Below are 14,155 nucleotides of genomic sequence, written 5' to 3' on the forward strand. Positions count from 1 at the left end.
GGGAGAGCATCGCCCTTACAAGGCGAGGGTCACTGGTTCAAGTCCAGTACGACCCACCATTCTTTGAATGGTGCATATTACAAGATGTCTAAATGGGTGATTAGCTCAGTTAGAAAAAGAGAGCATCACCGCTATTTACAAGTAACGGCGAAGTTCACTGGTTAAAGTCCAGTACTATTTATTATAATAGTTTTGATTAATTTATATGTGGGTGATTAGCTCAGTTGGGAGAGCATCGCCCTTACAAGGCGAGGGTCACTGGTTCAAGTCCAGTATCACCCACCACATATAAAACTTATTATTATGTTAATAGTCATGTTGTAAATTTGTAATATGGGTCGTTAGCTCAGTTGGGAGAGCATCGCCCTTACAAGGCGAGGGTCACTGGTTCAAGTCCAGTACGACCCACCATTCTTAGAATGGTGCATATTACAAAAATATAAACCGTCCCGTATTACCCACCATTTAGATTTTCATTATCATCCACTCCTTAAGTTAAAGTTCAGTATTAATTACTACTTAGAAATTCGTTATCAAGCAATTTTTCGGTTTCAAAAAATCAGTATTACCAATCACATAGCAAAAATCTATCTTCCGAGTTTTATTATCTCCAAAATCATTTTGTTTAAACTTACTTTATTACGCTTGCTATTCATTTCCTTTAAATGAGCTTTTAGCTCTTTTAAGATAAAAATATAAACCTTTAGAATTAATTTGCTTAATAAGCTCTCATCTTCGAGGCTAATCTTTAAATTACCTTGTAAGCGTCTAAACTGTTGATTATAGTCTGTGTTAAATTCAATAACGCTTAAGCCAATGTCTAAAAATATTTTTAACGATGCAAAAATACTGATTGTAGAAGAGCAGCCTCTTGCTCAAAGCTACATGAAACAGTCGCTCGAAAAAATTGGCTTTGGACATATGCGTTTTGCAGATCATGCCTTAGCGGCAAAAGAACAATGCTTACATGAACAATTTGACTTGGTAATTTGCTCTTTTAATCTAAGTAAACGCCAAGATGGCTATCAGCTTTATGAAGAGTTACGGGCTAAAGCGTTAATTAAACACTCTACTGGGTTTATTTTTACATCTGCGGAAACGAGCGGAGAATTAGTACACAGTGTATTAGAACTTCAACCCGATGACTTTTTAGTAAAACCGTTTTCCGTACAAGAGTTAAGAGTGCGCATAGAGCGTATTCTTAAACGTAAAAGCGACTTAAAAGCCATTTACACTTTAATTGATGACGACAACCAATCTAAAGCACTAAAACAAATTAATGCCCAACTTGAAAAAAGTAATAAATACAGCCCTATTCTACTTAGATTAAAAGGTAATATTCTACTGGCGTTAAAGCAAAACCAAGAAGCGAAAGACTTTTTTAAGTCAGTTTTGAATATTCAAAAGTTTGCGTGGGCAAAAGTAGGATTAGTAGAAGCTTTAATCGCTAACAATGAGCATATTTTAGCTCAGCGTATGCTTAAAACAATGCTTGAACGTAATGAAACTCGACTTATAGCCTTAGACTTATTAGGCCGTTTAGAGATAAAACTAAACCAATTTGATTTAGCACAAGACTTTTTAAGTCAAGCGGCACATATTGCCCCGCGTAACATAGATCGTCAAAAATCATTGAACAGCGTATCGCTCATTAATAGAGATTATGAAACCAGCTACTTAACTCAAAAAGATATTGCCACTTACGCTAAGTACTCTATGCATGATAGCCCAGATATTTATTTAAATGCCGCTCGTGCTGGGATTGATTTTGCATTGACCACAGATCAAACTGACCAAATAAACAGGATATCTCGTCAAACAAATAAATATATCAATGAACTAAAAACACAGTTTCCAACCAGCAACGCACAAACCCAAATTGATGTACTTAATGCGCGCCTTTATTATTTAAAAGATGAACATAAAAAAGCGAAACAGCTCATTGAGCAGCTTGATGACAACGATACTCAGATACGTTCAGTAGATGGTGCCCTTGATAAAGCAAAAGCACTACATGAACTAGGCTTTCACCAAAAGGCGCAAGCCCTGTTTAGCCATATTATTGATCATTGCGAGCGCCACCCAAGTAGAAGCGACGCTACCTACTTGCGTTATATACAACAACAGCAAAGTGAAAGACGTGATATTAAAATGGGGCCGAAAGAACTTAATAATCATGCTGTTAAACAGTTTGAGCGTGGCCAATTGAATGTTGCCTTAGAAGCATTTAGCCAAGCCTTTAAAGTCATGCCACACAATCCAAGTATTGCGCTTAACTTGTTACAATGTTTGGTCGATAAATCAAAAAAACATGGTGATTCTTTCAATAGTGTATTAGCTCAAAAGTGCTTTAAACTATTAAAAAAATCACCCTTAGCAGAAGAGCAATCAGAGCGGTTCGACAAACTACTTCAGATTGCTAAAGAAATGAAACTAGAGATTAGTTAGAGCCTGTTTGGCATTAATGCTACGTTATCGCCTATTTATGGGGAGTAACCACACCACATAGGCGCTGCCTTGCCTAAATCCCAAACAAACCGCTGCAAATTTAACCTTGAAAGGTCAACAGACCCTAGAGCTTTTTCATTGCCAGTGCGTTTACACAGTAGCGTAAACCAGTAGGAAGTGGCCCATCAGGGAAAATATGCCCTAAATGCGCATCACACACATTACAAACAACTTCAACTCGCTCCATGCCATGACTATTATCCATGACATAACCAATCGCTTCCTCAGTTGCCGGTTGGGTAAATGAAGGCCAGCCGGTGCCACTATCAAACTTTTCATCTGCATCAAATAGTAAGTTGTCACAACAAACACACACATACTTACCTGGCTCTAACAAGGTACAACTACTCGAACTATTTGGTCGTTCAGTTCCCTTTTTACGGGTCACATAATATTGCTCTTCGTTTAACAGTTCGCGCCATTGCTGATCTGTTTTAACCACTTTTCGAACCGGTGTTGGATTACCATGGTTGGCAAAATTAACAATATCGTTCCACTTCAACATAACAACCTCATTACGTTATTAATTTAACTAGCAATCATTTACTTGTAGTCTGGTACGCCTGTGGCTAATACCACGATCAACGCTATCTAAAGACTATAGTGTGCTTTTCTGTTGCTGTAAGTATACGGCTTACATAGGCATGCAATTGGGCTTGACTGCCAGGAATGCTCACGCTTAATTGTCTGTCATTATTACTGTGCACTATTAGTTCATCGTTTCTTATTTCTATCGACTCAATATTACTGATGACTAACCAATGCGGGCCATTTTTTTTATCAAACAGCCCTGTTAAACTAAAAACAAATAAGTGCTGCGCATCGCGTTGAATAAAATTACGCAGCGGATTGCGCATTTTAAACAACGGCGTTAATCGGTAACAACACGAACAAAACACCACAACCCACATTACTAACCCAGCTTTAAACCAAAGGAATTCGCCTAAAGAAAAAAAATAGCCACACGCTATAATTACGAGCCCTATTAAAGCGACTACTTGTGCTATTTTTTTATTAATACTGTGCATAATCTCGCTTACTTTTTATCGGTTGCTTTTTCTGTCGGCTCAGGCCAATCACTAAAAAAAACACTTAAATAACGACTTTTTGCCAAATACCACAACACCCATAATACAATCACCATTTGCACAGCTAAAAATAGTGAGAAGCGATAATGGCTATGAGCAGCTTGAATACTCAACCACGACAAATCAATTAACGCACATACAATGAGTGGCCAACGCATATACCGCCAAATACGTGCCAAGCGTTGCGTAGCTTGATGCGAATCCCGCGGCCTACGTAAACAAAATAAGATAGTGGGCACAATTGCCACAGCACCGATCGCTATAGCAATGAAGAAGTCATTTTTTGATCTAAAAAACAATGACATTAAATCAAGCTCAGGTCGACGACTCAACGCGGCTATTACCCAAATAAAATAGGCGCGCAATAGTACTAAAATACTCAAGTGAAACGCTAATGGTGTGCGATAGCTTCCATATTTATCCCAGTATTCAGGCCCATATCGACTCACAACTGATTTTTCCTATCGGCAATGGTGCCCAAAATAAAAAATGCCACTAATAAGGTAAGCGCTAACCACTTAGTGCCAAAAAACAGTAAAGCTTTAGTTAGCAGTGGGCTTAACCACACCACTAACAAGCCAAAGCCAAACGCAGTTATCAACACAAAACACGCCACCCTAATAATAAAGTGGCGCCTAGCTACGACGCCTTTGGTTAACTTTAAAATGTCATCCGCATACAGCGACACTAAGCACACCATTAAAAGTAGTGATAAATGCGGCAAATAGCCCTGTAGCCATTGGCCTAGTTCAATTAATAGCGTGTTAAGTAAATTTGTAAAACTAGCCATTATGAGTCTCTAACAAAGTAATTAAATCATCCTCTGTCAGTATTTCTATACCGAGCTCTTGCGCTTTGGTGAGCTTAGAGCCGGCTTTCTCACCCGCTACTAAGGCATCAGTTTTTGCTGAAACACTGCCAGAAACCTTCGCGCCTAATTGTTGTAGGCGCGCTTTTGCATCATTACGATTAAGCGTATTAAGCGTCCCAGTTAGCACATAAGTTAAACCCGCTAGCGGCTGTTCTTGCTCTGATGGCGCTGTTAACTGTGGCCAGTTTACTCCTTGCGCTATTAATTCGTTTACCACTGTCAGGTTATGCTCTTCAGCAAAAAAGCCGCGAACATGCTTCGCCACTATTTCACCTACATCGCTTACTTCTATTAGTTGTTCAATGCTGGCATCAATCACGTTTTCAAGCGTTAAAAAATGATTAGCCAAATTCTGAGCTGTGGCCTCACCGACTTCACGAATACCCAGTGAATATAAAAACTTTGCTAAGGTAGTGGTTTTAGCATCATCAAGCGCCGCAACTAAGTTTTTTGCTGATTTTGGTCCCATTCGTTCAAGTGACTCAAAATGTCCCTGCTTTAAAATAAATAAATCAGCAGGCGTTTTGATCAGCTCTCGGTCAACTAATTGATCAACAATTTTGTCGCCTAAGCCGTCAATATCTAAAGCCTTACGTGAGGCAAAATGTTTAATCGCTTGTTTGCGCTGTGCTTGACATACCAAGCCGCCTGTACAACGTGCAACAGCTTCACCTTCAACCCGCTCAACGTGCGAGTCACAAATTGGGCACATAGTTGGAAACACAATCGCTTTTGCATCGCTTGGGCGTTGTTCAAGCACTACTTGGGTAATTTGTGGGATCACATCCCCAGCGCGACGAATAATCACAGTATCGCCCACTTTAACGCCTAAACGGGCAATTTCATCAGCATTATGCAGCGTTGCATTCGATACCGTAACACCACCAACAAATACCGGCTCTAGTCGCGCAACAGGGGTAATAGCCCCAGTACGCCCTACTTGAAACTCTACATCTAGCAAGTGTGTTATTTCTTCTTGCGCCGGAAACTTATAAGCAATAGCCCAGCGCGGTGCACGCGCAACAAAGCCTAGGCGCTCTTGTAGGGCTTTTTTATTTACTTTTATTACCACGCCATCTATTTCATATTTTAGCTCGCTACGGCGCGTTAAAATGTCATTATAATAGGCAAGCGCGGCCTTTGGGCCTTCAACTAGTTTTGTTTCAGGGCAAAGTGGTAATCCCCAGTCGGTAAGCTTGGCAAGTTGCTGGTAATGATCTTCAGGTAATGTGCCATCGGCAACTAATCCGGTGCTGTAGGCATAAAACATCAGTGGCCGTTTTGCGGTAATTTTTGAGTCTAGCTGGCGTAAACTGCCCGCTGCCGCATTACGTGGGTTTACAAAAACTTTGTCACCGCGCTTTTCTGCTTCGGCATTTAATTTTTCAAAGCCCGCGCTATCCATAAACACTTCACCGCGCACTTCAAGCTCACGCGGGTAATCATCACCGCGTAACTTTAATGGCACATTGCGAATTGTTTTTACATTTTGGGTAATATTTTCGCCAGTAAAACCATCGCCACGAGTCGCTGCTTGCACTAATACCCCATCGCGATAAATAATCGATACCGCTAAGCCATCCAGTTTAGGCTCACAGCAAAATGTAAGCTCTTCAGTGCTCATTAAACGCTCTTTAATACGACGATTAAAACCGCTAAATTCGTCTTCACCAAAAGCGTTATCAAGCGACAACATAGGCACTTGGTGTGCTACTTGCTCAAACTTGGCAAGCGCCGCCCCACCTACTTTTTGAGTAGGTGAGTCTAAACTTACAAAATTCGGATTCTCGCTCTCCAGCTCGATTAACTGTTTAAATACTCGATCATACTCAGAGTCAGGTATAGTAGGGGCATCCAAAACATAATACTTATAGCTGTGCTCTTCAAGATAGGAGCGAAGTTTTATTATTTTATCACGGATACTGTTTGACATACTGACCTCAAAAAACATAAAAAAAGCCACTTTGACGAGTGAACGCCCAGTGGCTTACAAAATTTAACTTATGCGTATATTACGCAGAAAATGCGCGAACCTGTTCAACATATTGACGAATACGCTCTACCGTCATTTCGTTGCGCTCAGCATCCAGAATTTCGGCACCAAATTCATCGGCTAGCTTTTTAGCGGCGCTGTGCAGCATATTAAACGCAGCAAGGCCATCGCCATCACATGGCAGAGTCATAAATAAACTAACGCCTGCGGTGCTGAACTGTTCCATATTATCAATATCGAACGTGCCAGGGTTATACATATTTACCAGCCTAAATAACACCGGCCCTTGGCCTGCTGGGTCCAAATGGCGATTAAAAAAACCTTCTTCTGAATACTTAAAGCCTAACGTGTTAACCGCCGGTAGTAATTTACTACCTTGCATAGTTAGCCCTTCTGGCATTTGAATATGTACAATTACAAAGTCAGCAATGTCTTTAGGGGCGTCTTGTTGTGTATCTGCAGCCTCTTCTGTTGTTACTTCAAGGTCATCCTCAATAGCTGTATCAGCTGGTCTAACGTCTATTTGTGGCTCATCAGCGCTGAAGTTTAACTCACTCATTTGTGGCTCTTCGCGTTGCGCTAACATAGGCTCTTGCGGCTCAGTATGCAAAGATGAAGGCTGCTGTTCTTGAACAGGTTCAACTCGCTCGCTTGCAGGGAGTTCAGCATTCTCTTTTTTTCTTACTGACCACAAACCGTGTATTAATAAGCCACCAATGACAAACACACTGATCACAATTAAAACCCATCTTAATTCTTCGGCCATCCCCTCACCTTTTATTATTAATATGCCTAACAGCCATCATTTTACCTAAAATAACTAGCAAATGACTATAAAATTATGCATGTGCAAGTTGCACCGCTTGTTCAATATCCACAGCAACCATACGCGACACGCCGGGCTCTGCCATGGTTACACCCGTTAATCTACCTGCCATTTCCATTGCAATTTTATTATGGCTTATATAAATAAACTGCACAGATTGTGACATTTCTTCAACCAATCGGCAAAAACGAACCACATTAGCATCATCTAATGGGGCATCTACCTCGTCCAGCATACAGAATGGAGCTGGATTGAGCCTGAATATAGAAAACACCAATGATAATGCGCTCAGCGCTTTTTCTCCACCACTTAACAAATGAATTGTCGAATTTTTTTTACCTGGCGGCCTTGCCATTATACTAACACCACTTTCGAGTAAATCGTCACTGGTTAATTCTAAGTAAGCACTGCCGCCGCCAAATACTTTTGGAAAAAGCTGGCCAAAATCGTGGTTTACCTGATCAAACGTGGATTTAAAGCGCGTTTTTGTTTCACGATCTATTTTATGAATAGCGCCTTCTAAAGCTGTTAATGCTTGGGTTAAATCATCCAGCTGATTATTTAAATAATCACTTCTTTGCTTAGCTTGTTCAAATTCATCAATGGCTGCAAGGTTAACGGCTCCTAATTGCTCTAGCTGATTACTTACTCCAGCAAGTTGATTTTGCGCCGCATTTAATGACAACTCTGCAGGAAGCTCTGCTAATACCTGTTTTAAATTTTGATTAAGCTCACTAAGTGGCTCTAGTACCGCTTGCGCTTTTATTAGTAAGCTTTGCTCTTCAATGCTCAGTTTTTGGTGTTGCTCTTGTAGTGCCACCAGCTCAGCTTGTGACGTTTTTAAACTCGCTTGTTTGTTTTGTAATTCTTGTTTTGCTTGAGCTAACTGCTGCTGAATATCCACAAGGATTTGTTCGCCTTGTTGGTGCTGTACTAATAATTGCTCAATACTTAGTGCAAGCTCTTGCTCAGGAATAAGTAACGCTTCAATCTGCTCTATTATCTCTTGCGCACCCTCTTCGGCACTAGTAAACGCCTGTACAGCATGGCTAAGTTTAGTTTGACTGAGCTGCCATTCACTTCGCGCTTTTTGCTCATTAAGGTTTGCCTGATGTGCTTGCGTTTTATATTGTTCAGCATTATTCAAAGCTTGTTTGTAACGCTCATTACTATTTATTCGTGTGCTATCGGCTTGGTTAAGCTCTTCAGCTAATACCTGTAATTGCTGTGCAAGCTGTTCATTTTTATCGAGCTCTTCGCTCAATAATTCGCTTAACTGCTGTTGTTGCTCTAGCAGAGGCTGACGCTGTTGTTGTAATTTTGTTAGCTGCTGCAAATGTTGATTAGCTTGCGCTTTAAGCATATCGTCACGCGTTGTTGCTACAGCAAGTTGTTGTGCTAATTGATGAATAGTGTCTTTGCGCTCGTTTTGCTGCTCGGTTATTAATGCTGCTTGCGCTTGATGATCTTCAAGTGTGGAGTATGCATCCGTCAATGCCTGTTGTTGCTGCTCAAGTAAGGTACCTTGCTGCTTAAGCTTTTTGTGCATTAATAATAAAGAATTTTCTGCATTTTTATCGCCACTCACATGCCAATTTCGACCATGTAACGCCCCTTGCTTGTCCATCACTGCAATAAAACTGGCATCGTTAAGATGATGTGTTTCACCCTCGGCATCATAGGCAATATGGTTTAATAACTCGGGGTAGATACCGGCGCTAATAAAGGCAGCAATACTATTGCTTGCCACAGACTGTGAGGGTATTTGCCACGTGCTATTTTCTGCTTTACCCGGTGAAATATGAATGTGCTCAAGTGATGACAACGCCTGCTCGACTAAAAACTCATAACCCGACTGAACAGTTAACTGCTTAAACAAGGTTAAATTTTCACCGCTGTTTTTTTCAAGTCTAAGGGTGGTTTTTAGCCCTGCTATACCGGCTTTTAGTTCATTAACTTGCTGAGATAAATGCTGCCATTGCTGCTGAGCCTCATTGAGGTGTTGCTGCTGTATTGACTGAGTACTTTGACCTTTACTATGAGCAGTTTGCGCGCTCGCTAATTGCTCTGTCAGCGTTTGCCTATGCTGCTGTTGCTCAGTTAATTGCTGCTCTATCTCACTGCGTTTTAACTCATCTATTTGCTCATCAAGCTGCGTTAGCTGTTGCTTAACATAACTGATTTTCTGTTCTGTATGTTTTACTGCATTTGCATGCGCTAGCTGCTGATTATTTAATTGTTGATAGTCTTCTGTTAACGATTGCCACTGTGATGTGTCGGCATTTTTAATCTCCAGCAGCTGATTAACCTCATCGGTAAGCTCTATAACTTGCTCGCTACACATTAAGTGATGCTCAATAGCCTGTTGCAAGTTGTCATCTAACTCTTGGCAAAGACTTTGTTGCTGCGTTTTGGTTTCTTCACTTTGATTTTTTTGTTGCTCTAACTTGGCTAAATTTTGTTTCAGTGACAGCGTTTGTTGCTTAATGCTAATTGCCTGCTGTTCACTACGAGTCAATTCGGTATGCGTAAGGTGCTGCTGTTGCTGCGCATCATCGAGTTTATCTTGTTGAGCTTGCACTTGAGCATCAAGGCTTGCCAGAACATCATCATGACCTGAATGCGCCGTTTTAAAGAAGCTGATTTGTTCATCCAGCTTTTTGATTTGCGCACTTTTATCAAGCTGTTGCTGATGCAGCTTTTGCCATTTTAATACCGCTATTTGCCCCTTTAAGGTGCGTTCTTGGGTTTTAAATTCACGGTATTTTTTAGCCTCAACCGACTGTACTGCCAGTTTATCGAGTTGATTTTGTAGCTCTTGGCGAACATCTAGCAGCCGTTCTAGGTTTTCTCGGGTGCTTTTTATGCGTGTTTGTGTTTCACGGCGGCGCTCTTTGTATTTAGAGACCCCTGCGGCTTCTTCTAAAAAAACACGTAGCTCTTGCGGTTTGCTCTCTATTAAACGTGAGATCATCCCTTGTTCAATAATAGCGTAGCTTCGCGGCCCAAGACCCGTGCCTAAAAATATGTCGGTAATATCACGTTTTCGGCATTTACTGCCATTTAAAAAGTACAATGACTGACCATCGCGAGTCACCAAACGCTTAATAGCCACTTGGTTACGATCAGCAAACGTATTGGGTAACTTACCTTGGGTATTATCAAATATTAGTTCAACGGAGGCTTGCGAAATGGGCTTGCGGTTAGTAGAGCCATTAAAAATGACATCAGTCATGGCATCGCCACGTAAATTTTTAGCTGAACTTTCACCAAGCACCCATCGCACCGCATCAATGACATTTGATTTGCCACAGCCATTAGGGCCGACAACACACGTCATTTGATCTGGAAATGGAATTTTAGTGGGCTCTACAAAAGATTTAAAGCCCGCTAATTTTATAGTGCTTAAGCGCATCTGGTTGTTTTACCAATTTTTATTATTTTTGTTAGTTGTTACAATTTAACCTATTTTTAGGCAAAAGGTTAAGCTTGGCGTTTAAAGTTATCTAAAATAATGCCCGTTGCCATTGCCACGTTAAGCGATTCAGCACCGCCAAAGGCAGGAATAGTAATTTTATTACTAACAAGCGCGGCACACTGCTGGCGTATGCCATGTGACTCGCTGCCCATTAATAATACGCCTTTCCCAGCAAACTGACAGTGATGAACATTCTCGCCCTCTAAAAATGCACCATAAATTGGTACATTTAGAGATGTTAAATAACTGGGTAAATCAACTTGGCTTACCGATACACGTACAAACGAGCCCATTGTGGCGCTAATTGTTTTTGGGTTATACGGATCGGCACTGTCAGTGCTGGCAACAATGTGTTTTATGCCGTACCAATCAGCCACCCGAATGATGGTACCTAAATTACCAGGATCAGACACACCATCTAAGGCTAATATTAAGCTGTTTTCATCCGGTAATGTGGTAGTTGGCATATCAACAATTGCAATAGCCGCATTATTACTTACCAAAGTACTTACCTTTGTTAACTGCTCTTCATCTGCTGTAATAAAATGCGTTTGAGGGTATGCGCTTTGGTTATTATCAATAAAACTTTGCGTTGCAAATACATCGGTTACTTTTAATGGGCTATTTAATAACTCCAGTACGTTTTTTTCGCCTTGTACTAAGTATTGATTAAATTGCTTGCGATACTTTTTTTGGCCAAGCTGGCGAATAAGTTTAAGTTGGTTTTTTGAAATCATGACAGCCCCATTAAATTATTTGCACAGTATACCAGAGGTGACTTAAAGTGCAGCCCTATAAACAGTAAAAGCAATAAAAGTAGCCTACTTACAATCAGCTAGCTAATTATAAAGATTGTTTTTATTTTCTAAAAAAGGTAAATTCACAAAAAAACAACATGGATATCTTTTTAAATGGAATCAGTAAACCCAACTTCACCTGAGTCAAATCAAACACCCTCCGCTATTTTTAGCGGTAAAGTACAATTTAGCGGCAAAGGCGGCGAATTTTTTGGTATATGGATTGTTAATATACTACTAAGTATTATTACTCTCGGAATTTATTCTGCCTGGGCAAAAGTACGCACCTACCGTTATTTTTACGGTCATACGCGTATCGACGGCCATAGCTTTGACTATCTAGCGACCCCAATACAAATTTTAAAAGGACGCATTTTAGCGGTCATTGTATTTTTAATTTACACCCTACTTAGCAGCCTAGCACCGACGATAGGTCTTTTGTTTGCTATTGGCTTTTTATTTTTATTGCCATGGATCATTAACCAAGGCATGCGTTTTAATATGCGTATGACCCGCCATCGTAATGTACGCTTTGCTTTTTCAGGTAATTACGGCGATGCATTTATTAACTTTGTTTTATTGCCTATAGCAAGTGTTTTCACATTATACCTATTACTACCGTATGCATTAAAACGAATTGATCAATATATGCATGAAAACATCAGCTATGGAAATAAACCACTTACGGTAAATCTTCAGGGCGAACGCTATTATATTGCTGCACTTATCACCCTAGGAGTCGCAATTGGTGGCTTAGTTATTTTTGGCATCTTTGCTGGCGCAAGTGCCTTAACTATCGACAACTTAAACACACAAAACTTTAGCCTTTCGACAATTATAGTGCCGCTATTAATTGCTGCGTTGTATATTGCGTTTTTAACACTGGTAGGCGCTGTTTATCATTCGATTATTCGAAATCATATTTTTAATAACAGCGAATTTACAGAGGTTGCTACCTTTGAGTCGAATTTAAAAGCCATTGACTACGCTATTTTACTATTTACCAATGTACTGGCAATTATGTTTACCTTAGGGCTTGCCTACCCTTGGGCTAAAGTACGTAGAGCAAAGCTGTTAGCATCGGTTACAGAAGTCACTATTTATAGCGGCGCACTTTCGTTAATTGATGTTGCACAAAATGAGCAATCATCATTTGCTGAAGAAGCTGCCAATGTGTTTGATATTGATATTTCACTTACCTAATGAGTAATTATCCTATTTTTGGCTGTTATTATTACCCTAATAGCAGCCAACATATTAAAAGCTATGCACACCTTTCCCATGAGAAAATAACACTTGTTGACTCTGAGAATACGACGTTACTTTCATCAACAATAGACGATTGCCAGCTTGATAGTCCGTTATCTGGCATGGCGTCTGAGTTGAATTTTGCTAACGGTGGGCGATTTATTCCTCAAGATGTGGAATTTAGATGGCCATTCGCGCTTAAAAAGCATGGACTGAGTGAACGACTCGAAAAAAATAAAATGCTTATTGTTGCATCTGTGCTGCTAATTCCCCTATTGCTTTGGTTAATTTTATCCCGCTTAATACCATCAGTAGCCGTTTATAGCGTTAACTTAGCACCTACCTCGACAATTGAAACGATAGGGGACCACACGCTCAATGTGATAGAAAAAGTCGCATTAGAGCCATCTCAACTTGCTGCTAAAAAGCAAACAGAAATTCAGCAGCAATGGCGCTTAATGCTTAACTCGCTCAATTTAGACAGTGCAAAATTTAGACTTTCTTTTTATCAGTCAGACTATTTTTCAGCTAATGCGTTTGCTCTTCCAAATGGTCGGGTTGTTGTAACTGACGAACTTGTTGAACTATTAAAAAATGATCCTGATGCCCTGCGTGCTGTTTTACTTCATGAAATTGGTCATGTTCAGCACCATCACAGCATTCGCCTTGCAGCACAAGCTGCAGCTAGCACCGTTGTATTTGCAGTTATCTTTGGTGACTTAGAAGGTATATTAGAAGTCGTGCTTGGCTCTGGTTCATCTTTTTTACAACAAGCGTTTTCGCGAGATATGGAACAAGAAGCCGATATATATGCGATTAAAAACCTTTTAAAATTAGGCTATTCTAACCACGACTTTGCTGATGCAATTGAAGCACTGGAAAAGAATTTAAAAGCGCGAGAAGGGACCTATGATGAAACTTGGTTAAAGTATTTATCAACGCACCCAAGTTCCCAAGAGCGAATAGAATATGCGAGGCAATATAAACCACAATGACCCCTGAACTGAATTTATTGTTATTAGTTATCATTATGATAACGCTTGGCTACGGATTTATTTATCCGCGCTTTGCAGGCAGCAGCTTTAAAAAAGTATCGGTGCAAGATTTATTTGCAACAGGCATTACGCTATTAATTGCATCTACCCTTTATTACAACTCAGGCGTGCAATTTAGCTGGTTAATATTTGAAGTTAATTGGTTTTGGTTTACTTTTTTAACTTACGTCATAATCGAAATTCCGGTGTTTTTTATTTATGCTAAAAAGCACAATATGCAGTTTTAATCGTCTTTTATTTGCACACAAAAAAAGCGCCAAATCGGCGCTTTTTAATCTACATTAACACATA

General features: G+C 40.2%; 12 protein-coding genes and 2 tRNA genes. 6 read left to right on the top strand and 8 right to left on the bottom strand.

The window, feature by feature from the left end:
• Positions 1–209: 209 nt before the first annotated feature.
• From AC27JR_RS11545 to AC27JR_RS11555, 3 genes are all read left to right on the top strand, one after another.
• A tRNA-Val gene (locus AC27JR_RS11545) sits at positions 210–285 on the top strand.
• A 50-nt stretch (positions 286–335) separates the two neighbouring features.
• Positions 336–411: transfer RNA gene (locus AC27JR_RS11550), tRNA-Val, on the top strand.
• 405 nt (positions 412–816) lie between these two features.
• The gene (locus tag AC27JR_RS11555; RefSeq protein ID WP_487173675.1) at positions 817–2,448 is read left to right on the top strand and encodes a response regulator; all 1,632 of its coding nucleotides are present in this window, start codon (positions 817–819) and stop codon (positions 2,446–2,448) included.
• Between the two features lie 124 nt (positions 2,449–2,572).
• On the opposite strand, the gene msrB is transcribed toward AC27JR_RS11555, so the two are convergent.
• The 8 genes from msrB to AC27JR_RS11595 all read right to left on the bottom strand — a co-directional run bounded on the left by msrB (position 2,573) and on the right by AC27JR_RS11595 (position 11,501).
• Entirely contained in the window at positions 2,573–3,013 is a 441-nt protein-coding gene (gene msrB, locus AC27JR_RS11560; protein WP_008115220.1) for a peptide-methionine (R)-S-oxide reductase MsrB, read from the bottom strand.
• An 82-nt stretch (positions 3,014–3,095) separates the two neighbouring features.
• Entirely contained in the window at positions 3,096–3,536 is a 441-nt protein-coding gene (locus AC27JR_RS11565; protein WP_008115218.1) for a hypothetical protein, read from the bottom strand.
• Positions 3,537–3,544: 8 nt separating this feature from the next.
• Entirely contained in the window at positions 3,545–4,045 is a 501-nt protein-coding gene (locus AC27JR_RS11570) for a DUF2919 domain-containing protein (RefSeq protein ID WP_076920276.1), read from the bottom strand.
• The gene (locus tag AC27JR_RS11575; protein WP_487173677.1) at positions 4,042–4,386 is read right to left on the bottom strand and encodes a DUF3392 family protein; all 345 of its coding nucleotides are present in this window, start codon (positions 4,384–4,386) and stop codon (positions 4,042–4,044) included. The genes AC27JR_RS11570 and AC27JR_RS11575 overlap by 4 nt, the downstream gene beginning before the upstream one ends.
• The gene (ligA, locus tag AC27JR_RS11580) at positions 4,379–6,400 is read right to left on the bottom strand and encodes an NAD-dependent DNA ligase LigA (protein WP_487173679.1); all 2,022 of its coding nucleotides are present in this window, start codon (positions 6,398–6,400) and stop codon (positions 4,379–4,381) included. Before ligA ends, AC27JR_RS11575 begins: the two co-directional genes overlap by 8 nt.
• A gap of 79 nt (positions 6,401–6,479) precedes the next feature.
• The gene (gene zipA / locus AC27JR_RS11585) at positions 6,480–7,226 is read right to left on the bottom strand and encodes a cell division protein ZipA (RefSeq protein ID WP_487173680.1); all 747 of its coding nucleotides are present in this window, start codon (positions 7,224–7,226) and stop codon (positions 6,480–6,482) included.
• A 73-nt stretch (positions 7,227–7,299) separates the two neighbouring features.
• A complete protein-coding gene (locus AC27JR_RS11590) occupies positions 7,300–10,701 on the bottom strand; it encodes a chromosome segregation SMC family protein (protein ID WP_487173681.1) in 3,402 nt (1,133 codons plus the stop codon).
• 68 nt (positions 10,702–10,769) lie between these two features.
• Positions 10,770–11,501: a TrmH family RNA methyltransferase gene (locus tag AC27JR_RS11595; RefSeq protein WP_076920279.1), complete on the bottom strand. Its 732-nt coding sequence runs from the start codon at positions 11,499–11,501 to the stop codon at positions 10,770–10,772.
• Positions 11,502–11,675: 174 nt separating this feature from the next.
• On the opposite strand from AC27JR_RS11595, the gene AC27JR_RS11600 reads away from it, so the two are divergent.
• Genes AC27JR_RS11600 through AC27JR_RS11610 form a run of 3 tightly spaced genes read left to right on the top strand, consistent with a single transcriptional unit; the run spans position 11,676 to position 14,091 of the window.
• On the top strand, positions 11,676–12,764 hold the full coding sequence (locus AC27JR_RS11600; protein ID WP_487173682.1) for a YjgN family protein: 1,089 nt from the start codon (positions 11,676–11,678) through the stop codon (positions 12,762–12,764).
• The gene (locus AC27JR_RS11605) at positions 12,764–13,804 is read left to right on the top strand and encodes a M48 family metallopeptidase (RefSeq protein WP_487173683.1); all 1,041 of its coding nucleotides are present in this window, start codon (positions 12,764–12,766) and stop codon (positions 13,802–13,804) included. The genes AC27JR_RS11600 and AC27JR_RS11605 overlap by 1 nt, the downstream gene beginning before the upstream one ends.
• Positions 13,801–14,091, top strand: coding sequence for a hypothetical protein (locus AC27JR_RS11610; RefSeq protein WP_008115202.1), 291 nt, complete (start codon positions 13,801–13,803; stop codon positions 14,089–14,091). Before AC27JR_RS11605 ends, AC27JR_RS11610 begins: the two co-directional genes overlap by 4 nt.
• The last annotated feature ends 64 nt before the right edge of the window (positions 14,092–14,155 follow it).

It is taken from the genome of Pseudoalteromonas sp. NH0006-26, assembly GCF_057552415.1.